General features: G+C 71.6%; 16 protein-coding genes. 3 read left to right on the top strand and 13 right to left on the bottom strand.

Annotated elements, in window-relative coordinates:
- Nucleotides 1-245 precede the first annotated feature (245 nt).
- A complete protein-coding gene (locus ACF08M_RS28095; protein ID WP_392188051.1) occupies nt 246-1,196 on the bottom strand; it encodes a 2-hydroxyacid dehydrogenase in 951 nt (316 codons plus the stop codon).
- A 282-nt stretch (nt 1,197-1,478) separates the two neighbouring features.
- Here ACF08M_RS28095 and ACF08M_RS28100 point away from each other — a divergent pair, with 282 nt between their 5' ends.
- From ACF08M_RS28100 to ACF08M_RS28110, 3 genes are all read left to right on the top strand, one after another.
- Complete coding sequence (locus ACF08M_RS28100) at nt 1,479-2,471, top strand: aldo/keto reductase (protein WP_392188052.1); 993 nt, start codon at nt 1,479-1,481, stop codon at nt 2,469-2,471.
- A 120-nt stretch (nt 2,472-2,591) separates the two neighbouring features.
- Nucleotides 2,592-3,836 (top strand): PQQ-dependent sugar dehydrogenase, encoded by a 1,245-nt coding sequence (locus tag ACF08M_RS28105; RefSeq protein ID WP_392188097.1) that lies wholly within the window; start codon nt 2,592-2,594, stop codon nt 3,834-3,836.
- A 22-nt stretch (nt 3,837-3,858) separates the two neighbouring features.
- Nucleotides 3,859-4,248, top strand: coding sequence for a DUF6191 domain-containing protein (locus ACF08M_RS28110; protein WP_392188053.1), 390 nt, complete (start codon nt 3,859-3,861; stop codon nt 4,246-4,248).
- Between the two features lie 76 nt (nt 4,249-4,324).
- Here the strand turns inward: ACF08M_RS28110 and ACF08M_RS28115 are convergent, their stop codons facing one another.
- The 12 genes from ACF08M_RS28115 to ACF08M_RS28170 form a co-directional block, all read right to left on the bottom strand.
- Complete coding sequence (locus tag ACF08M_RS28115; protein ID WP_392188054.1) at nt 4,325-7,483, bottom strand: AAA family ATPase; 3,159 nt, start codon at nt 7,481-7,483, stop codon at nt 4,325-4,327.
- A 68-nt stretch (nt 7,484-7,551) separates the two neighbouring features.
- Nucleotides 7,552-7,737 carry a hypothetical protein gene (locus ACF08M_RS28120; RefSeq protein WP_392188055.1) on the bottom strand — a complete coding sequence of 62 codons (186 nt, stop codon included), beginning with the start codon at nt 7,735-7,737 and terminating at the stop codon, nt 7,552-7,554.
- Nucleotides 7,738-7,948: 211 nt separating this feature from the next.
- Nucleotides 7,949-8,680 (bottom strand): hypothetical protein, encoded by a 732-nt coding sequence (locus tag ACF08M_RS28125; RefSeq protein ID WP_392188056.1) that lies wholly within the window; start codon nt 8,678-8,680, stop codon nt 7,949-7,951.
- A gap of 86 nt (nt 8,681-8,766) precedes the next feature.
- The gene (locus ACF08M_RS28130; RefSeq protein WP_392188057.1) at nt 8,767-9,321 is read right to left on the bottom strand and encodes a GNAT family N-acetyltransferase; all 555 of its coding nucleotides are present in this window, start codon (nt 9,319-9,321) and stop codon (nt 8,767-8,769) included.
- Nucleotides 9,321-11,558 carry an MMPL family transporter gene (locus tag ACF08M_RS28135; protein ID WP_392188058.1) on the bottom strand — a complete coding sequence of 746 codons (2,238 nt, stop codon included), beginning with the start codon at nt 11,556-11,558 and terminating at the stop codon, nt 9,321-9,323. Before ACF08M_RS28135 ends, ACF08M_RS28130 begins: the two co-directional genes overlap by 1 nt.
- 273 nt (nt 11,559-11,831) lie before the next feature.
- A complete protein-coding gene (locus ACF08M_RS28140; protein ID WP_392188059.1) occupies nt 11,832-13,958 on the bottom strand; it encodes a phosphocholine-specific phospholipase C in 2,127 nt (708 codons plus the stop codon).
- 35 nt (nt 13,959-13,993) lie between these two features.
- The gene (locus ACF08M_RS28145; RefSeq protein ID WP_392188060.1) at nt 13,994-14,263 is read right to left on the bottom strand and encodes a hypothetical protein; all 270 of its coding nucleotides are present in this window, start codon (nt 14,261-14,263) and stop codon (nt 13,994-13,996) included.
- A 127-nt stretch (nt 14,264-14,390) separates the two neighbouring features.
- Nucleotides 14,391-15,899 carry an Asp-tRNA(Asn)/Glu-tRNA(Gln) amidotransferase subunit GatB gene (gene gatB, locus ACF08M_RS28150; protein ID WP_392188061.1) on the bottom strand — a complete coding sequence of 503 codons (1,509 nt, stop codon included), beginning with the start codon at nt 15,897-15,899 and terminating at the stop codon, nt 14,391-14,393.
- A gap of 15 nt (nt 15,900-15,914) precedes the next feature.
- Nucleotides 15,915-16,154 carry a hypothetical protein gene (locus ACF08M_RS28155; RefSeq protein WP_392188062.1) on the bottom strand — a complete coding sequence of 80 codons (240 nt, stop codon included), beginning with the start codon at nt 16,152-16,154 and terminating at the stop codon, nt 15,915-15,917.
- On the bottom strand, nt 16,151-17,662 hold the full coding sequence (gene gatA / locus ACF08M_RS28160; protein ID WP_392188063.1) for an Asp-tRNA(Asn)/Glu-tRNA(Gln) amidotransferase subunit GatA: 1,512 nt from the start codon (nt 17,660-17,662) through the stop codon (nt 16,151-16,153). The genes ACF08M_RS28155 and gatA overlap by 4 nt, the downstream gene beginning before the upstream one ends.
- 6 nt (nt 17,663-17,668) lie before the next feature.
- On the bottom strand, nt 17,669-17,965 hold the full coding sequence (gene gatC / locus ACF08M_RS28165) for an Asp-tRNA(Asn)/Glu-tRNA(Gln) amidotransferase subunit GatC (protein ID WP_015036350.1): 297 nt from the start codon (nt 17,963-17,965) through the stop codon (nt 17,669-17,671).
- Between the two features lie 279 nt (nt 17,966-18,244).
- The gene (locus ACF08M_RS28170) at nt 18,245-20,407 is read right to left on the bottom strand and encodes a putative bifunctional diguanylate cyclase/phosphodiesterase (RefSeq protein WP_392188064.1); all 2,163 of its coding nucleotides are present in this window, start codon (nt 20,405-20,407) and stop codon (nt 18,245-18,247) included.
- Between the last annotated feature and the right edge of the window lie 263 nt (nt 20,408-20,670).

The raw sequence follows: 20,670 nt of genomic DNA on the forward strand, positions 1-20,670 counted from the left end.
ATTCCCGGGCGGGCCCGATTCGCCGTCGACTGCCCCGCGGTGTCGGATCGTTCACCCATAGGCCGTGCATCACCCGTCGCCCCCTCGCGCGTTGCGTCCTCCCCGGCGCCGTCCCTTCCTCCGGCGCAGCGCCCCTTTCGGGACGATACACCAGACCAGTCACGGAGGGACATAGCTTATCTACTCTGCGTGACGATCAAGGTAATTGTCGGTACGGTGCGCAACCGGACGGACCCGTAGCGTGGTCAGCCGGTGGTGCGTACGACGTTGTGCAGCGGCTCCCCCGCGGCGAACCGGCCCAGCTGCCCGGCCATCAGGCGCTTGGCGCGCGGCAGGAACGCCGAGGTACTGCCGCCCACATGAGGAGTGATCAGGACGTTCGGAGCATGCCAGAGGGGATGGCCGGCGGGCAGCGGTTCCGGGTCGGTGACGTCGAGAGCGGCGCGCAGCCGGCCGGACCCGAGTTCGAGCAGCAGCGACCCGGTGTCGACGACACCGCCCCGTGCGACGTTCACGAGCAGCGCTCCGTCCGGCATCGCGGCGAGGAACTCCGCCCCCACCAGCCCTTGTGTGGACGGGTTCAGCGGGGTGGACAGCACGACGACGTCGGCGTCGGGCAGGAGTGCGGGCAGGTCGTCGAGTGCGTGTACGGGGCCGCGTGCCGTTGTCCGCGCGGAGCGGGCGACGCGCGCCACCCGCGCGCACTCGAAGGGCGCGAGCCGGTCCTCGATGGCGGCACCGATCGATCCGTACCCCACGATCAGCACGGACTTGTCGGCGAGCGCGGGGTAGAAACCGGCCCGCCATTCCTCCTTGTCCTGGCCGCGGACGAAGCCGGGGAAACCACGCAGCGAGGCGAGGATCAGGGCGAGGGCGAGCTCGGCGGTCGACGCCTCGTGGACCCCCTTGGCATTGCACAGCCGTACCCCGTCGGGCAACAGGCCGAGGCCCGGCTCGACATGATCGATGCCCGCGGTGAGCGTCTGCACGACCTGGACCCGTGCCATGCCGGCGAGCGGACGGACCGAGACCTCGGAACCCTTCATGTACGGCACCACGTAGAACGCGCAGTCGGCCGGGTCGGCGGGGAAGTCCGGCCCCCCGTCCCAGAAGCGGTAGACGAGCCCCTCGGGGAGTCCTTCGATCTCGTCGGCGGGAATCGGCAGCCATACGTCGGGAGTCTTCGTCGAAGTCATGGTCAGGAGGCTAACGACCTCGCCGGGAGGCTGCGCGCGGGACGATGATCGGCAGAGGTTACTTTGGGTGCGTTGCGGTCCCGCGACGGGGGCCGGGTCCCGTCGTCGACTGCCGCCGTCGCCCGCCGGGCGGCCGTGCGGCGTCCGGCGCGTGCGATCGCAAGGCGCCGGAGAGGTGCAGCGGAGCTACGTGGGTTCTTTCGGTATCGCCGCGAGCGAACGTGCCGGACGCCGCACGGCAGACGGCGGTTCGGCGGCGGGGCCCAGGAAGGGTTGGGGGAGTTGGAGCGCAGGAGTCTCGGTGCGGCGGCGCTCGCCGTGGGGGCGGTCGGTCTCGGCTGCATGCCGATGAACTGGGCGTACAGCGCGTCGCAGCAGCGCGGTGACCGTGCGTTGCGTACGGTGCACGCCGCGCTCGACGCGGGCGTCCAACTGCTCGACACGGCCGACATGTACGGCCCCTTCACCAATGAGCTGCTGGTGGGCCGGGCGCTGAAGGGCCGCCGGTCCGATGCCTTCCTCTCCACCAAGTGCGGGCTGCTGGTGGGCGATCAGCACATCGTCGCCAATGGCCGCCCCGGATATGTACGGCGGGCCTGTGACGCCTCGCTCCGGCGGCTGCAGACCGATGTGATCGATCTGTACCAGCTCCACCGGGCCGATCCCGAAGTGCCGGTCGAGGAGACCTGGGGCGCGATGGCGGAGCTGGTGACCGCCGGAAAGGTGCGAGCGCTCGGGCTCTGTGCGATCGGGGCACGGGCCTCGCGCCGCACGGGTGCCCGAATGTATGACGAAACGATCCGTCAGCTGGATCGGGTGCAGCAGGTCTTCCCGGTGAGCGCGGTACAGGCCGAACTGTCGGTCTGGTCGCCGCAGGCGCTGGAGTCGTTGCTCCCGTGGTGCTCGGCGCGGGGGGTGGGTCTGCTGGCGGCGATGCCCCTGGGGAACGGCTATCTGACGGGCACGCTGACACCGGGGCAGGGCTTCGAGCCGGAGGACCTGCGGGCCAGGCATCCGCGGTTCACGGCCGAGATGATGGCGGCGAACCAGCCCGTGGTGGTCGGGTTGCGGCGGATCGCCGAGCGGCACGGGGCGACCGCGGCGCAGGTGGCGCTGGCCTGGGTGCTGCGGCAGGGACCGCATGTGGTGCCGGTGCCGGGAACCAAGCGGGAGCGGTGGGCGGTGGAGAACGCCGGAGCGGCCGGGCTGACACTGACCGCGCAGGATCTGCTGGAGATCGCCCGGCTCCCCGCGGCGCAGGGGTCATGGAACTGATCCCCCGGCCGCGTCCCGCCTTCGTGGTCACCGGCCGGGGAAATCGGCGGGTACGGGAACTCGGGGCGGCCGCCCGGTGTAAGAGACAGTAGTCGGATGGCCGTCGAAGGGATCGGTGCTGTGCGCGGTGTTCTGTTCGGATCGGTACGAGGCCCCGCGGGGCCTCGGGAGCGCCGGGGGCGGCGTCGGGGTGGAGGCGTGCACCGGGGGACGGTGGCCGCGCTGGCGGCGGGCGCGTTGCTGCTGACCGCGGGCTGTTCCCCGGGAAGCGGTTCCGGCGGCACGGCGGGCGTCGGCGGCCTGCCGCCGTCCCGCCCCTCCCCCACCGCCCCGTCCCCGTCGGTCACCCCGCCACCCGCGAAGGGCTCGGCCGAGGTGGTCTCCACGCTCACCGAGGGTCTCGACTCGCCGTGGGGGCTGGCGGAGCTGCCCGGCGGCGACCTGCTGGTCTCCTCGCGCGACAAGGGCACGATCACAAGAATCGACGGGAAGAGCGGGAAGAAGACCCTGCTGGGCACCGTGCCCGGGGTGTCGCCCGGCGGGGAGGGCGGGCTGCTGGGCATCGCGGTCTCGCCCACGTACGGCTCGGACCATCTGGTGTACGCGTACTTCACGACCGCGTCCGACAATCGCATCGCGCGCATGCAGTACGACGAGAACGGCACGACGCCCGGCCGGCTGCTGGGTGCACCGGACACGATTCTGCGGGGCATCCCGAAGGGCTCGATCCACAACGGCGGGCGGATCGCCTTCGGCCCGGACCACATGCTGTACGCGGGCACCGGGGAGACGGGGGACCGCGGGCTCGCGCAGGACAAGAAGTCGCTGGCCGGAAAGATCCTGCGGATGACCCCGGACGGACGGCCGCTGCACGGCAACCCGGAGGCCGACTCCGTCGTGTATTCGTACGGGCACCGCAATGTCGAGGGGCTGGCCTGGGACGCGCAGAAGCAGCTGTGGGCGTCCGAATTCGGGCAGGACACCTGGGACGAGCTGAACCGGATCGTGCCGGGTGGGAACTACGGCTGGCCGGAGGTCGAGGGCAAGGCGGGAAGGAAGGGTTTCATCGATCCCGTGGCACAGTGGAAGCCGTCCGAGGCGTCCCCGAGCGGGATCGCCTTCGCCGAGGGTTCGATCTGGATGGCGGGCCTGCGCGGAAAGCGGCTCTGGCGGATTCCGCTGTCCGGCAAGGCAGATGGGGAACTGGTGGCGGCCCCGCAAGCGTTCCTGGAAGGAAAGTACGGCCGTCTGCGTACCGTGCTCGCCGCAGGCGGCAACAGGCTCTGGCTCGTCACGAGCAATACGGACACCCGTGGCACCCCGAAGCCGGGAGACGACAGGATCCTGGTGCTCCAGGTGCGGTAGCGGCTACAGCAGGTGAAAGGGCGTGCGGCCGGTGTTCAACTTCTTCGAGGAACTCTTCGCGCCGGGCCGTAAGCATGCCGCCGAGGAGCAGAAGCGGCTGGAGCTGACCCGGGTGGATCTCGGCATCGGCGACCCGGGGCGCGGGCCGATAGACCTCGCCTCCGGAAAGGTGACCGTCAGGGCGCCCGGTGCCGGCGACGACGTCGCCGGCACCGGCAGCGCGCCCGGCTCCGTCGGCGGCCGGGCGGCGGAGCCGGGCGCGATAGCCGGCCGGGGCGAGGTCACCGGCGCCCCCGGGGAGGCATCCGGGCCGGGTTCGCCGGACGGGCCGGAGGGCGTTGGGGAGCACGGTGCGCGGTCCGGCCGGAAGGGCGGGCCGCAAACCGCCCCGGAGGACGGACCACAGAACTGACCGCGGGACGGGCCGCGTGCCACCGCCGGACCGGCGGCCTTGAGGGGCCGGGGGCGGCCGGTCGCCGGCTGCCCTGTCAGGGAGTGTTCCGGGCCGGGTAGAGGCGGAGCCGGTGGGCCAGCGCGGCCGCCTCGCCGCGGCTGGAGACGCCGAGCTTGGCGAGGATGTTGGAGACGTGCACACTCGCGGTCTTGGGCGAGATGTAGAGCTCCTCGGCGATCCTGCGGTTGGTGTGACCGGCGGCGACCAGCCGGTGCACATCCTGTTCACGTCGGGTCAGCCCGAAGGACTCCACGGCCGCCGCGGCGGCCTCGCTCGGATGGTCCCCGGTCCGCTCCCGGTCCGCGGCCCCGTCGGTGGTGCCGTCCTCGGCGGGAACGGTGACGGCGTCCGGTGTCTCGTGGGCGGGGCCGTGGGCCGGGGCCCGGTCCGGCGCGAGAAGGACGATGCGGGCACGGCCGGCCAGCAGCTCGATGGTCTCGGTCAGCGGATGCGCGCCGAGCCGCCCGGCGGTGCGATGGGCGTCGCGCAGCAGGGTGGTGGCCGCGGACCGGTCGCCCGTCGCGATGAGGAGTGCCTCGGCCCAACGGTGCCGGATCTGTGCGAGCTCGTACGGGCGGTGCAGGGCAGCGAAGGCGGTGGCGGCGCGGGACCAGTGGCCGGGGGTGTCGAGCCCCTCGGCCCGGGACAGTTCGGCGTCGACCAGGAGACCGTAGGCGGCCCAGATGGGGATGAGCGTCGGCAGCCGCTTGAGGTGGGTGCGGATGGCGGCGAGGATCGCGGGGCGGCCGCGGTCGGCGGCGGGCAGCCCCCGGGCGTCGGCCTCGACAGTGGCGGCGGCATGGAGCAGCGGCAGGGCGTACCGCTGGGTGCCGGGCGGGAAGCCCTGTTCCGACTGGCCCTCGAACGCGGCCCGCGCCTCGGCGAGCCTGCCCTGCTGCGCGGCGAGGACAAGGGCATGGCGTACCGGGTTGATGAGATGTTGGGGCTGCGGATCGCGCGAGCCGAAATACCGGACGGTCAGGGCGAGTTGGAGCTCGGCCTCGGCCAGGTCACCCTGGGCGAGGGCCAGTTCGGTGCGGCGTGAGGCGACGAGCCCCTGCGCCTTGCCGGACCGGGCGGCACGCGCCGCCGCGTCGATGGTGGCCCGGCTCTCGTCCCAGTGACCGAGGGAGAAGAGCGAGGTCGCCTGGTTGCAGCGGACCCATGCCTCCATGTCGACGATGCTGTGGCTGCGGCTGATCTCGAGGGCATGGTCCGCGGCGGCCACGGCCTCCAGCGAGCGGCCCATGGTTTCGAGCGTGGAGGGGAGGTTGATGCCGGCCCGGCTCATGACGCCGACCAGATGGAGTTCATCGGCCCGGTCGCGGACCGCGTACATCTCGGCGATGCCTTCGTCCACGCCGCCCGCGTCGGCGGTGAGCCAGCCACGGGTGAGCCTGGCGTGCAGCTCGATGGACTCGTCACCGACGAGCCTGGCGTACTCCACGGCCCGGTCGACCGCTTGCAGCGTCTCGGCGCCCGGACGGTGCAGGGCGCCCCATCCCGCCACGCTCATCAGGACATCGGCGTGCACGGCGGACGGGGGCAGCCCGCGGACCAGCTCCTGGGCGTTGGCCAGTTCCGGCCGGCCGTCGCCCCGGGCGAGGTCCTGCATCAGCCGGGAGCGCTGCACCCAGAACCAGGCGGCGCGCAGCGGGTCGTCCTCGCCGTCCAGGATGCGCAGGGCCTTCTTGGCGATGGCCAGGGCCCGTTCGCGTTCGCCGCCGGACCGGGCGGCGACGGCGGCTTCGGCCATCAGGTCGAGATAGCGCAGCGCAGTGGTGTCGGGATCGCGGCCGCAGGCGGGGTAGCTTTCGGCGTAGTCGATGGGGCGCAGGGTGCGGCGTACGTCGTCGGGGGCGTCGTCCCACAGCTCCATCGCCCGTTCCAGCAGGCGGAGTTGTTCGGTGAACGCGTAACGGCGGCGGGCCTCGACCGACGCCTTCAGCACGGCGGGCAGGGCCTTGGCCGCATTGCGTGCGCCGTACCAGTAACTGGCGAGCCGGGTGGCGCGCTCACCGGCGCGGACCAGCGTGGGATCGATCTCCAGGGCTTCCGCGTAGCGGCGGTTGAGGCGGGAGCGCTCGCCCGGCAGCAGATCGTCGCTGACCGCCTCGCGGACCAGGGAGTGCCGGAAGCGGTAGCCGTTGCCCTCCGGGGTGGTGAGCAGCAGGTTGGCGCCGACGGCCGCCCGCAGGGCCTCGATGAGTTCGTCCTCGGCGAGCCGGGCCACCGCGGCCAGCAGTTCGTACTCGACGGCGGAGCCGCCCTCGGCGACGATCCGGGCGATCTTCTGGGCGTCCTCGGGCAGCGCTTCGACACGGACGAGCAGGAGGTCACGCAGCGAGTCGGAAAGCCGGGAATGGTCGCCGCTCTCCAGGCTGCGGGCGAGTTCCTCGACGAAGAAGGCGTTGCCGTCGGACCGGTCGAAGATCTCGTCCACGAGGGCGGCCTCGGGGGTGGCGGCGAGGATGCCGGTGAGCTGGCGGCGGACCTCGGCGCGGGTGAAGCGGGCGAGTTCGATCCGGCGTACGGTGCGGAGCCGGTCCAGTTCCGCGAGGAGGGGGCGCAGGGGGTGGCGGCGGTGGATGTCGTCGGAGCGGTAGGTGCCGATCACGACGAGGCGGCCGCTGCGCACGGTACGGAAGAGGTAGGCGAGGAGATGGCGGGTGGAGGCGTCGGCCCAGTGCAGGTCCTCCAGGACGAGGACGACCGCCCGCTGTGCGGAGATGCGCTCCAGGAGCCTGGCGGTGAGTTCGAAGAGACGGGCGGTGCTGTGCTCGTCGGCCGCGTCCCGGTCGGCCTCGCCGAGTTCGGGGAGCAGCCGGGCCAGCTCGCCCTCCTGCCCGGCGCAGGCGGTGGCCATCTCGTCGGGCAGGGTGCGGCGCAGGGCGCGCAGGGCGGTGGAGAAGGGGGCGTAGGGCAGGCCGTCGGCGCCGACCTCGACGCAGCCGCCGACGGCGACGACGGCCTCGCGCCGAACCGCCGCCGCGAGGAACTCCTCGACCAGCCGGGTCTTGCCGACGCCCGCCTCGCCACCGATGAGCAGCGCCTGTGGCTCGCCGCTGGAACCGTCGGCCCGGCTCGTGCCCTCGCCGGCGGCGCGGGCGAGCGCGTCGACGAGCGAGGCGAATTCATCTACGCGGCCGACGAACACGGGACTGACGGACCTGGTCTCCACGCCGCCGAGCATCGCACACGGGTCCGGCGGTGCCGGCCCCGGAATCGGGCCGTCCGGCATCGCGCGGCCTCGCATGGCCTCTACGCGGCGTGGACGAACCGGTTCCGGTCCGTACCCACCGGCCCCTCGGCCTCCTTGCTCGCGGCATCGCGGGCGGCCCTGCGCGCACCCCGGCGAGCGCGGCGGGCCTCCGCGGCAAGCCGCTCCTGCTCGGCCCAGCGCCGCAGTTCGGCCTCGTGCAGCTTGTGGAGTTCGAACGTGTACATGTGATTCTCCCGGAGGACGACGGCCCGTCGGGGCCTTGGGGGCGGCAGTGCTTCTGCCGTGCCCCCACTGTCGTCCCCCAGGGGGTGCCGTCACATCGGGCGAGTTCCGCATCTTTGCGGGGCGGGGGGCCTTAGCCGGGCGCGGGCCCCGCCGCATACGGGCCGGGATCGCGCCGGAGGATGCCTTAGACGGTGGTGGGGCGGCGCGTACTCACTGGGGGGCGGCCATGGTCGGCAGGGGCACGATGAGGTCGAAGTACATGCCGATGGAGATCACCATGCCGAGGACGCCGAGCGCGATGCCGGCGGTCGCGACGGCACGCACCCAGCCGGGCTGCGGGTCCGGGGTGGGTGTACCGAAGGCCGGGCGGACCAGGGCGAAGATGCCGACCAGCAGGGCGAGCAGCGCGAAGAGGCCGTTGACCACTGCCGTGGAGTGCCAGGCATTCCCGTAGATCTCGGAGATCTGCTGGGCCGCGGTGCCGCCGCCGGACGAGGTCTTGATCTGTCCGATCAGGGCCTGCCGCTCGGCGACGATCTTGCCGGTCCAGGATCCGCTGAGCGCGACGACACCGAGACCGGCGGCGGCGACGGCCGCGGCGGCCGCGCCGAGACCGGAGGGCTTCTTGCCGGAGTCCTCGACGTCGAGGTCGTCGGCATCGGCGTCGGCATCGGCGTCGGCGTCGGCGTCGGCGTCGGCGTCATCGGAGCCGGAGTCCTCGGAACGGGCCTCACCGGAACCGGAGTCCGCGGAACCGGCTGTTGCGAGTACGCCGTCCGGAGCGGAGCCCGCTCCGTCGGCGTCAGCCGGTGCGAACTCCTTCTCCGCTTCGGTAGCCCCCTTGTCGAGGCCGACGGCCGCGCCCTCGGCCGCGGCCTCCTCGGCGCCGGAAGCGGCGGGGCCGGTGGGAGAGGTGGGGTTTGTAGGGGTCTTGGAGTTCATGTCCCGCACGCTAGGCGGGGCAGATGAGAACCCTCTTAACGCGCCCGGCCGACCGGTGTCCACGACCGGGCACGTCAAGAGGGTCCTCAGGCGTTCCGTGCCCGCCACTCCGGGGCCAGCACGGACCAGATCTCCGAGTCGTGCCGCTCGCCGCGGTACAGGTAGTTCTCGCGGAGCACCCCGTCGCGCGTCATGCCGAGCCGCTTGGCCACGGCGACGCTGCGGGTGTTCGCGGCGGAGGCGTCCCACTCCACGCGGTGCATGCCGCGCTCGTAGACCGCCCAGTCGATCAGCTTCCGTGCCGCCCGGATGATCAGGCCGCGCCCCTCCGCCGCGGGTTCCAGCCAGCAGCCGACCTCGCAGTTGCCCGACTCCGCGTCGAAGATCCGGAACAGGACTCCCCCGACGAGCGTGCCGTCCAGCCAGATACCGTAGAGCCGCCCCGTGTCGGCCGCCTGCTTCTCCGCGTAGCGCCGGAGCAGGGCGCGCGCCGAGTCCAGGTCGGTGGCGAAGGAGGCGAAGGGGATCCAGGGGTCGACGAGCTCACGGGCCCGGTCCATGTGGGCGAGGAACTCCTCCGCCTGCCAGATCTCCAGCGGCCGCAGTTCCGCTCCGTCGTCGCCCAGGGATATCGCGAACATCATGCTCCTTCTCGAACCTCTTCCGCCGCGTGCGCCGTCCGCGGAACTTCCACCGGTCGTGCTGTCTGCGGGATTTTCGCATGCGGCGCCGGGCGCTCGGGAGGCTCGATGCTGATCCGCGGCAGCCACCGCTCCAGCCAGCCCGGCAGCCACCAGTTCGCGCCGCCCAGCAGATGCATCAGGGCGGGGACCAGCAGCGTACGCAGGACGAACGCGTCGAGTGCCACGGCGGCCGCCAGCGCGATGCCGAACATGGCGATGACCCGGTCCCCGCTGAGGACGAACGCGAGGAAGACCGAAATCATGATCACGGCCGCGGAGTTGATCACACGGCCGGTCTCGGCGAGGCCGACCCGGACCGCCCGCCTGTTGTCACCGGTCTCCCGCCACTCCTCGTACATCCGCCCCACCAGGAACACCTGGTAGTCCATGGAGAGCCCGAAGAGCACGGACACCATGATCACCGGCAGGAACGGCTCGATGGGTCCGGAGCTGCCCAGCCCCAGGAGTTCGCTCCCCCATCCCCACTGGAAGATCGCGACGACGACGCCGAACGAGGCGGCGACGGCGGCCACATTCATCGCGGCCGCCTTCAGCGGGATGACGATCGACCGGAAGGCCAGCAGCAGAAGCAGACAGCCGAGCCCTATGACGACGCCGATGAAGAGCGGGAGCTTGCCGATGATGACCCGGCCGAAATCGTCGTAGCCGGCCGTCACCCCGCCCACATGGGCCTGGAGCGAGGTGTTCGCCTCGGCCCGCGGGAGGACGTCCGTACGCAGATGGTCGACGAGCGCGCTGGTCTCCTGCGACTGCGGCGACGATGTCGGTACGACGGTGACGAAGGCCGCGCTGCCGCTGCTGTTGTAGGTGACCGGGCCGACCGAGGCCACGCCGTCGGTGGTCCGCAGCGTGGCCGGAAGGCCGTCCATCGCGAGTCGGTCGTCCGCGCCGTCGAGCTGTGCGGCAATCGTCAGCGGGCCGTTGACGCCCGGCCCGAAACCGTCGGCCAGCAGGTCGTACGCCTGCCGGGTGGTCGACGAGGAGGGGTTGTTGCCCTGGTCGGCGGTGCCCAGGTGCAGGGAGAACGTGGGCAGCGCGAGCACCAGCATCACCACGGCGGCGAGCGATCCGAGCAGCTTGGGGTGGCGCTCGACGAAGGCGGACCAGCGGGCGGCGAAGCCGGTGGGCAGTTCGGGGCGCGGCCCGTGCTCGGCGAGGCTTCTGCGCTCGCGTCGGCTCAGCGCCCGCATACCGATGAAGGACAGCAGGGCGGGCAGCAGGGTCACGGACGCGGCCACGGTCAGGACGACCGTGAGCGAGGCGGCGATCGCCACGCCGTTGAGGAAGCCGAGCCGCAGGATCAGCATGCCGAGCAGCGCGATACAGACGGTGGCTCCGGCGAAGACGACGGACCGCCCGGTCGTCACGACGGCGTTCTGCGCCGCCTCGGTGACCGTCATGCCTCTGCGCAGTCCGCTGCGGTGCCGGGTGACGATGAACAGTGCGTAGTCGATGCCGACGCCGAGCCCTATCAGCATGCCCAGCATGGGGGCGAAGTCGGCCACGGTCATGGCATGGCCCAGCAGGGCGATGCCCGCGTAGGCCGTGCCGACGGAGACCAGGGCGGTGGCGATGGGCAGCATGCTGGCGGCGAGCGAGCCGAAGGCGAGGAACAGGACGACCGCTGCCACGACGACCCCGATGACCTCGCTGAAGTGGGCGGACGGCGCTTCGGTGAGGGCGATGGCCGAGCCGCCCAGTTCCACCTGGAGGTGGTCGCCGGCGGCCGCCTTCGCGGTGTCGACGACGGCCTGGGCCTGCTGCGCCGGGATGTCCTCGGTCTGCCGGTCGAAGGTGATCGTGGCGTAGGCGGTGTGTCCGTCCTCGCTGATCTGCCCGGCGCCGGACGCCCCGTACGGGCCGGTGACGGCGCCGACACCGGGGAGCTCCTCCACCGCGTGCAGCGTGCGGGTCATCGTCTGGCGGACATCGGCGGCCCGCACGGTGGAGTCGTCGGTGTGCCAGACGATGGTGTCGGCGTCACCGCCCAGGTTCGTGAAATTGCTCTTGAGGAGCTCGGCGGCCCGGCCGGCCTCCGTACCGGGCACGTCGTAGTTGTTGGAGTACGCGGAGCCCGCGAAGCCCGCCGCGGTGGCTGTGCCGCCGAGGGCGAGGAGCCAGATGAGAACGGCGGCGAGACGGTGCGTGATGCACCAGCGGGCAATGGCAGCCAACGGAAATGCTCCCTGCTGGTTCGTGGTTCCTTAGCGGGACAAAACATGAATTACCCGCAAAGAGCGCATGACCTGAGAACTGCCACTGTGGCAAAGGTTGGTGATCCTTTGCCCCTTTCGTGGCCATACTCACAGAGGCTTCCGGACTCGTGGTGGCTTCCTCCCGGACTCGCGACGACCGCCCGCACCCGCAGGGGCTTGCGGACTCTCCACGGCTTCCGGCAGGGCGCCGCTCCACGGCGTACGGCCGCCCCGCCACCCGGACCCGCGCGGTCAGCCGGAGACGCTCGCCCGGCCGTTCTCGATGTGCCCCATCAGCCGGCGCCGGAAGACATCGTCCCCGTCGACGGTGACGGCCAGGTCGTACCAGCCGTGCGCGTCGGCCGCCGAGTGCACGACCGTGCGGCTGCGTCCCGGCTTGACCTTGACCGTACGGGTCCAGTCCCGCAGGTCCGCGTCGTCGACGTATCCCAGTGGCCGCACGGTGAAGGTGAGCGTCGTCCGTCCCGTGTTACGCAGGGTGAGGTGCAGGTCCCGCTCGTGCGCGTCGATCCGCGAGGCGACCTCCGCCCCGGCCGAGGCGCCGCCCTTCGCGGGCCCGGCGAACTCGCGCCGGAAGCCGTTCGGACCCGTCACCGTGAACCGGTACGCCGCACCGGCAACGGGCACCGTCCATTGCGCCGTGCCCCTGACGTCCCGGTGCTGCGGAACGGGGAACTCCCCCGCGTACGGATAGAGCGCGAAGTGCGCGGACGAGCGTCCCGTATTGCTGAGAGCCACCTTGACCGCCCCGTCCACCAGCGTCGCCCGGGCGTCCGGCTGGTACGGCAGCGCGCGGGCCGGGCGAGCCCCGGGCTCCTGTACGGGCATGTGCTGCACGAGCGGCGGTTTGGGCGCCCAGCGCCCGCTGAACGGCGGGATGGCGCCGGGCTGCTCCACCTCGGGCCGGCGCCGTCCGCGCGTGAAGTCGAAGGCGGAGGTCAGATCGCCGGTGACGGTGCGCCGCCAGTCGCTGATGTTCGGCTCCTTCACCCCGGTCCAGCGTTCCAGGAAGCGGATCACGGAGGTGTGGTCGAAGACCTCGGAACAGACATAGCCGCCGACGGTCCACGGCGACACGACGAGCAGCGGCACCCGCATCCCGAGACCGGTGGGCTTGCCCTCCCACTGCTCCTCGGTGACCTCGGGCGGCGCGACCGGCGGCGGCACGTGGTCGAAGAAGCCGTCGTTCTCGTCGTAGTTGATGAGGACGGCGGTGTGCCGCCACACGTCGGGGTGCTTGCCCAGCGCGTCGAGGATCTTGTAGACGATCGTCGCGCTGTGGATCGGCGAGGATTCACTCGGGTGCTCGGAGTCGACGGCCGACGGCACCAGGTAGGAGACCTCGGGCAGCGTCCCCGCCGCCACGTCCTTCGCGAACTCGTCGGCCAGCGTTCCGGTCTCCACCCGGCGCAACGCACGTTCGAAGAGGCTGCGTTCGGCCTTGTCCAGGGTGGCGACCCCCTCTTCGAGCAGACCGAACAGCCGCTCCCGCTCGGTGGCGTCCGCGTCCCGCACCGCCGAGTAGAACGACTCCATGAACGTATGGCCGCCGGTCCTGGCCAGTGCCTTGCGGGCGATCGCCTTGAAGGTGGCGAAGAACTCGATCTGGTTGTCGGTGAAGTTCTCCCACTCGGTGTACGTACGCCAGCTGCGCCCGGCCTTCTCCAGCCGCTCCGCGTACGTGCCCCAGTCGTAGCCGGGGTGCGTGCCCTCGTCGTACGCGTCGTTCCCGACGGCCCGCTTGCCGTTCGGCTCGTTGCCCGTTTTCCCGCTCCACAGGTGGTTGCGGTTGGGGCTGGTCGAGGTGTGGATGGAGGAGTGGTAGGCGTCGCAGACCGTGAAGGTGTCGGCCAGTTCGTAGTGCAGCGGGATGTCACGGCGGTCGTAGTACGCCATCGTGGCCGCCGTCTTCGCGGTCACCCAGCCGTTCATCCACCCCCCGGCCCACGCCTTGCCGCCACCGCTCCAGGAGTGGTCGAGGTCGCCGATGTACTGGAGGTCCTTCTGCTGCGTCTCGGCGGCGCCGCGCACCGGGAACGGCAGCACGGAAGTGCCCGCCGCGGCAGGCTGCTCGAAGACCGGCTTGCCGGAGGGGAGCTCGACGGCGTTGCGGTCGCCGAAGCCGCGTACGCCCCGGAGCATCCCGAAGTAATGATCGAAGGAACGATTCTCCTGCATCAGGATCACCACGTGCTTGATGGCCCCGAGCCCGTCGCCGCCACCGGACCCCGCCGAGTGCGCCGGCTGCGCGGCCATCGCGGCCTGCAGCGAGGGCGGCAGCAGCGACCCCGCCGCCGCGGCGCCGAGCGCACCGCCGCCGAGCGCGAAGAGTCGCCGCCGTGAAATGTCCGTGGTCAAGTGAGCCTCCCGAGTCCGGTCGTACAGCCGGGAAACTAATCAAGCCAGGTGGCGCCGGGAAGGATTTCGTACGGCTCGCCGGTGAACGTCCAGCAGGTCGGCCGGGAAAGTCCAACCGCGCTCCCGGGACCGGGACGCGCCCCGGTCAGCCGCAGCGCACCCCGCAGCGCCAGGCTCGCCACGTCCGGTATCGCCGGTCCGGTCGGCAGCCCGTCCGCACGGAGCCGGGCCGGCACCAGGATCGCCGCGAGGAAGCCGACGACCGGCAGCAGGCCGCGCCTCGCCGTGCTGTCGTCGGCCGGCACGTCTCCGAAGTCCCTGCGGCTCTCCAGTCCCTGCGGCTCTCCGGACGGGCGAAGGGGCGGTACACCCGGTTCACGGATGCACCGCCCCTTCGGCGACGTACAGAGACCGCCCGCGCAGGGGGCGGGATCAGCCCTCGACGCCGAGCTTCTCCAGGATCAGCTCACGCACCCGGGCCGCGTCTGCCTGGCCGCGGGTGGCCTTCATGACCGCGCCGACGAGCGCGCCCGCGGCCGCGACCTTGCCGCCGCGGATCTTGTCCGCGATGGCCGCGTTGGCGGCGATGGCCTCATCCACGGCCGCGCCCAGCGCGCCCTCGTCGGAGACGACCTTCAGGCCGCGCTTCTCGACGACGGTGTCCGGGTCGCCCTCGCCCGCGAGGACGCCCTCGATCACCTGGCGCGCCAGCTTGTCGTTGAGATCGCCCGAGGCGACGAGCTCGGCCACCCTGGCGACCTGCGCCGGGGTGATCGGCAGCTCGTCGAGGCCGCGGCCGGTCTCGTTGGCGTTACGGGCCAGCTCGCCCATCCACCACTTGCGGGCCTGGTCCGAGGGGGCGCCCGCGTCGGTCGTGGCGACGATCAGGTCGACCGCGCCCGCGTTGAGGATGGACTGCATGTCGTGCTCGGAGACACCCCACTCCTCCTTCAGCCGCTTACGACGCAGCCGCGGCAGCTCGGGGAGGCCGCCCCGGAGTTCCTCGACCCACGCACGGGCCGGGGCGACCGGCACCAGGTCGGGCTCGGGGAAGTAGCGGTAGTCCTCGGCGTTGTCCTTGATGCGGCCGGCCGTGGTCGAGCCGTCCTCCTCGTGGAAGTGCCGGGTCTCCTGCACGATCGTGCCGCCCGAGCTCAGCACCGCGGCGTGGCGCTGGATCTCGAAGCGGGCGGCGCGCTCGACGGAACGCAGCGAGTTCACGTTCTTCGTCTCGGAGCGCGTACCGAACGTCTCGGTGCCGTTGGGGCGCAGCGACAGGTTGACGTCGCAGCGCATCTGGCCCATCTCCATCCGGGCCTCCGAGACACCGAGCGCCTTGATCAGCTCGCGGAGCTCGGCGACGTACGCCTTGGCGACCTCGGGGGCGCGGGCGCCCGCGCCCTCGATCGGCTTGGTGACGATCTCGATGAGCGGGATGCCCGCGCGGTTGTAGTCGAGCAGGGAGTGGGACGCGCCCTGGATACGGCCGGTGGCACCGCCGACGTGGGTCGACTTGCCGGTGTCCTCCTCCATGTGGGCGCGCTCGATCTGCACCCGGAAGATCTCCCCGTCCTCCAGCTGGACGTCCAGATAGCCGTTGTAGGCGATCGGCTCGTCGTACTGGGAGGTCTGGAAGTTCTTCGGCATGTCCGGATAGAAGTAGTTCTTCCGGGCGAAGCGGCACCACTCGGCGATCTCGCAGTTCAGCGCGAGACCGATCTTGACGGCGGACTCGACGCCGATCTCGTTCACGACCGGCAGCGCGCCGGGCAGGCCGAGGCAGACCGGGCAGGTCTGGGAGTTGGCGTGCTGCTTGAGCTCGGTCGAGCAGCCGCAGAACATCTTGGTCTTGGTGCCGAGCTCGACATGGACCTCCAGGCCCATGACGGGGTCGTAGGACGCGAGCGCGTCCTCGTACGACACCAGGTCGGTGACAGTCACGGTGAAACTTCCCTCTCAGCCCAGCAGTACGTCGTCATCGCCGATGCGCTTGAGCTCGCGCACCAGCAGGGCGACACCGGTGGCGATGGCGGCGGCGGAGACGACGGCGTCGATCAGTCGGAGCGTGTCGTGTTCAAAGCGGGCCTTCCTGGCCTGCTTGATGACGCCGAGCGCCCCGAAGGCGGTGGTGCCGATGGACAGGTACGTACCGGCCTTGGACTTCTTGAAGCCCTTGGCCTTGGTCAGTGCGCTCACAGTGACGGAGCCTCCTCCAGCAGCGGGTGTCCCCACTTTTCCACGAAGGCGGCCTCGACGGCTGCTCCGACCTTGTACAGCCGGTCGTCCTTCATGGCGGGGGCGATGATCTGCAGTCCGACCGGCAGGCCGTCCTCCGGGGCCAGGCCGCAGGGCAGCGACATGGCGGCATTGCCGGCGAGGTTGGCCGGAATGGTGCACAGGTCCGCGAGGTACATCGCCATCGGGTCGTCGGCGCGCTCGCCGATCGGGAAGGCGGTGGTGGGCGTCGTCGGGGAGACGATCACATCGACACCGCCGTCCTGCCCGAAGGCCTTCTCGAAGTCCCGGGTGATGAGGGTGCGGACCTTCTGCGCCGAGCCGTAGTACGCGTCGTAGTAGCCGGAGCTGAGGGCGTACGTACCGAGTATGACGCGGCGCTTGACCTCGTCGCCGAAGCCTGCCTCGCGGGTGAGCGCGGTGACGTCCTCGGCGGACCTCGTGCCGTCGTCGCCGACGCGCAGGCCGTAACGCATGGCGTCGAAGCGGGCCAGGTTGGAGGAGCACTCGGACGGCGCGATCAGGTAGTACGCCGACAGGGCCAGGTCGAAGGACGGGCAGTCCAGCTCGACGATCGTGGCGCCGAGCGACTTCAGCAGCTCGACCGACTCGTTGAAGCGCTGGACGACACCGGCCTGGTAGCCCTCACCGGCGAACTGCTTGACGACTCCGATGCGCATGCCCTCGACGCTGCCGCTCCGGGCGGCCTCGACGACCGGCGGGACCGGGGCGTCGATGGACGTCGAGTCCATCGGGTCGTGCCCGGCGATCACCTCGTGCAGCAGGGCCGCGTCCAGGACGGTACGGGCGCAGGGACCGCCCTGGTCCAGGGAGCTGGAGAACGCCACCATGCCGTACCGGGAGACGCCGCCGTAGGTGGGCTTGACGCCGACGGTGCCGGTGACGGCCGCGGGCTGGCGGATGGAACCGCCCGTGTCGGTGCCGATGGCGAGCGGGGCCTCGTACGACGCGAGGGCGGCCGAGGAGCCACCGCCGGAGCCGCCCGGGATGCGGGTGAGGTCCCACGGGTTGCCGGTCGGGCCGTAGGCGCTGTTCTCGGTGGAGGACCCCATGGCGAACTCGTCCATGTTGGTCTTGCCGAGGATGACGACGTCGGCGGCCTTCAGCTTCCTGGTCAGGGTCGCGTCGTACGGCGGAACCCAGCCCTCCAGGATCTTCGAACCGACGGTGGTCGGCATGTCCTGCGTGGTGAAGATGTCCTTCAGCGCGAGCGGGACGCCGGCCAGCGGGCCGAGCTTCTCGCCCGCCGCCTTCTTCGCGTCGACGGCACGGGCCTGCGCGAGCGCGCCCTCGCGGTCGACGTGCAGGAAGGCGTGGACCTTCTCGTCGACCGCGTCGATCCGGGCCAGGTGCGCCTCGGTGACCTCGACGGCCGTGAGCTCGCCGGAAGCGATCTTCGCGGCGATCTCGGCGGCGGTGAGCTTGATGATGGTGCTGTTGTCCGTCATGACTTCTTAGTCCTCCCCCAGGATCTGCGGCACCTTGAAACGCTGCTGCTCCTGGGCCGGGGCGCCGGAGAGCGCCTGCTCGGGGGTGAGCGACGGACGGACCTCGTCCGCGCGCATGACGTTGGTCAGCGGCAGCGGGTGGGAGGTCGGCGGTACGTCTTGGTCGGCGACCTCGGAGACGCGGGCGACCGCGCCGATGATGTCGTCGAGCTGTCCGGCGAAGTGATCGAGCTCTTCGCCCTTCAGCTCCAGACGCGCCAGCCGGGCGAGGTGGGCGACCTCCTCGCGCGTGATGCCAGGCATGCAGCGATCCTCAGGGGTTGGTGTGTGGTTTTGGCCCAATCCTATGGTGTCGGCCGCGGCCGCTCCCGCCACCGGGGCGAACACCCTGGTCAGCCCCGCCTCATTCGCACCCGGGCGGGGCCGGGGGCCTCGCGTTCGGATCACGCCGGGCTCGCGGGGGCCGGCCCGATCCGGACGGAAGTCCCTGGCGGTGCCGTCCGGCCGGAGCGTTTTGCGGCCCGGCCGGCTCCTGAGGAACGAGGCGGCCGCCGGGCGCCTCCGGCCGTCCCGCCCGGCCGCTCAGCCCGTCGCCGGGCCCGGCTTCACCGCGCGGCCCGTGGGCCCGTGCTCCAGCTCGGCGGTCCCGTTCGCGCCGGCTGCGGCCGCGGCGGCCGCCGCGGCCGCCAGCTCCGCGGGCCGCCGCCACCCGTGCTCGCCCCGCGCCCGCAGCCAGGCCGTCGTCTCCTGCGGCGGCATCGCCGCGGCCACCAGCCAGCCCTGCACCGCGTCGCAGCGCAGATCCCGCAGCCGCTCCCAGGTCTCGTCGTCCTCGACGCCTTCCGCCACGACCAGGAGTCCGAGCGAGTGGGCCAGGTCGATGGTGCAGCGGACGATCTCGGCGTCCTCGTTGTCGACGGCCAGCCGGGCCACGAACGAGCGGTCGATCTTCAGCTCGCTGACCGGCAGCCGGCGCAGATGGACCAGCGAGGAGTACCCCGTGCCGAAGTCGTCGAGGGACATCTTCACGCCGTGCCCGGTGAGCCCGGCGAGGGTGTCGGCGGCGCGCTGCGGATCCTCCAGCAGCACGTGCTCGGTTATCTCCAGTTGCAGGGCCCCGGCCGGGACGCCGTGCCGGGCCAGCCGGGCCGCGACGCCGCCCGCGAATCCGGGGGTGTGGACGTCGCGCGGCGAGACGTTGACGGCGACCGGTACGAACAGACCTTGCGCCCGCCACCGGGCGACCTGGGCCAGCGCCGTCTCCAGGACGTATTCCGTGAGGTGCGGCATCAGGCCGGACGACTCGGCGATGGCGATGAACTCGTCCGGGGGGACCCGCCCGCGCTCCGGATGCACCCAGCGCACCAGTGCTTCGAGGCCGGCCACCTGACCGTCGAAGCGGACCTTCGGCTGGTAGTGGAGCTCCACCTCACCGGCGTCCAGCGCGCGCCGCAGGTCTCCGAGGAGCCCGAGCCGGTCCGGGGTGTTGCTGTCCCGCTTCGACTCGTACACCTCCACGCCCGTACGGTCGCGCTTGGCCTGGTACATCGCCACATCCGCGCGCCTGAGCAGCCCTTCGGCGTCCAGTGCGTGGTCCGGGTAGACGGCGACTCCGGCGCTCGCCTCCAGGACCAGGGTCAGGCCGTCCAGGTCCAGCGGGGAGGAGAGCTCGGCGACCAGATGGCGGGCGACGCGCTGGGCGCTGGTGGTGGAGTCCGCGGTCGGCAGGAGCACGGCGAACTCGTCACCGCCGAGCCGCGCGGCCTCTGCTCCCCGGGGGAGGGCGAGTCTGAGGCGTTCCGCTATCTGCAGCAGCAGCCGGTCCCCCGCCAGATGGCCGAGGGTGTCATTGACCGCCCGGAAACGGTCGAGGTCGATCAGGACGAGAGCGGATCTGACGCCGCTGGACTCGGCGTCCTCCAGGGCCGTCCAGGTGCGTTCCAGCAGCCACTGCCGGTTGGGCAGCCCGGTCAGCGGGTCGCGCAGCTGCTCCTCGGCCCGGGCGCGGGCGATCCAGATGGTGGAGTCCAGGGTGATCAGCGGGACCGCGAAGAGCGGCAGGAGCACGGGCATGGTCGTCGCGACGACGCAGATCAGCGGTGCGATGCCGAGCAGGGCGACCGCGACGAGGCCCTGGCGCAGCAGGGCGGTACGGGCGACGGTCGGCAGGCCGCCGCCCTGGGGTGTCCGTACGTACCACAGCAGGCCCCGGGTGACCAGGAGATAGGTGGAGGCGGCCAGGAGGACTTCGGGTACGGCTGCGATGCCCCAACCGAGTGGCTGCCAGGGCGATTCGACGGTCTGCACCTCGCCGAACGCGGCGAGCACCAGGGCCGCCGCACCTATCCCCAGGATGTCCACCGCGCCGTGCAGCAGCCCCTGCCACCAGCGGTGCCTGCGGGCCACACCGACGAGAACGACCACGACCAGGCTGACCAGACCGGCGGGCACCCAGCCGTAGAGGAGCAGCACGGCGAGGGTGAGTGCGGCCCCGGAACCGGTGCCGCCCCACCAGCGGTCGCGGCCGAGCGCGACCAGATGACCGACGACGATTCCGGTGAGAACGGCGAGGGACCAGCCGGCTTCGCCGTCGGGGAAGAGTGCGTGACCTTCGCTCACGGTCCGGTAGAAACCGGTCGCGAGCTGAACAACGGCGATCACCACGACGACGACACCCACCCCGGGCGCGAGGCCGACGAAACCCTGCAGCCGCGACACCGGTGCGGCGCTCTCGGTCGGTTTCATTCCGTCCCTCTCACAGCCGGCGGTGCCGATGTCACCCGAATGCTCAGTTCCATGCCACCACGCCCCGTTTCCCACCCCGTGGCCGGCACGGCGGGTGCACATCTCAACAGTAGGCCGCAGAAGGCCTCTACGGGCAGCGCTCTGCGGCTCTTGCCTGAATGCGAACCAACCGTCCGTCAGCGTCTGGTAGGCGCCGACCAGGTGAATCCGACCACCTGACGGAACGTCTTGCCCCGTCCGTCCCGCTACGCCCTTTCTACACT

Source organism: Streptomyces sp. NPDC015032, assembly GCF_043080425.1.
Taxonomy (GTDB): domain Bacteria; phylum Actinomycetota; class Actinomycetes; order Streptomycetales; family Streptomycetaceae; genus Streptomyces.

What these genes read in the sequence shown, in the direction of transcription:
- gatC (WP_015036350.1), bottom strand. Translation starts at nt 17,965, where the DNA reads ATGCCTGGCATCACGCGCGAGGAGGTCGCCCACCTCGCCCGGCTGGCG.
- gatA (WP_392188063.1), bottom strand. Translation starts at nt 17,662, where the DNA reads ATGACGGACAACAGCACCATCATCAAGCTCACCGCCGCCGAGATCGCC.
- ACF08M_RS28170 (WP_392188064.1), bottom strand. Translation starts at nt 20,407, where the DNA reads ATGAAACCGACCGAGAGCGCCGCACCGGTGTCGCGGCTGCAGGGTTTC.
- ACF08M_RS28120 (WP_392188055.1), bottom strand. Translation starts at nt 7,737, where the DNA reads ATGTACACGTTCGAACTCCACAAGCTGCACGAGGCCGAACTGCGGCGC.
- ACF08M_RS28115 (WP_392188054.1), bottom strand. Translation starts at nt 7,483, where the DNA reads ATGCTCGGCGGCGTGGAGACCAGGTCCGTCAGTCCCGTGTTCGTCGGC.
- ACF08M_RS28095 (WP_392188051.1), bottom strand. Translation starts at nt 1,196, where the DNA reads ATGACTTCGACGAAGACTCCCGACGTATGGCTGCCGATTCCCGCCGAC.
- ACF08M_RS28130 (WP_392188057.1), bottom strand. Translation starts at nt 9,321, where the DNA reads ATGTTCGCGATATCCCTGGGCGACGACGGAGCGGAACTGCGGCCGCTG.
- ACF08M_RS28125 (WP_392188056.1), bottom strand. Translation starts at nt 8,680, where the DNA reads ATGAACTCCAAGACCCCTACAAACCCCACCTCTCCCACCGGCCCCGCC.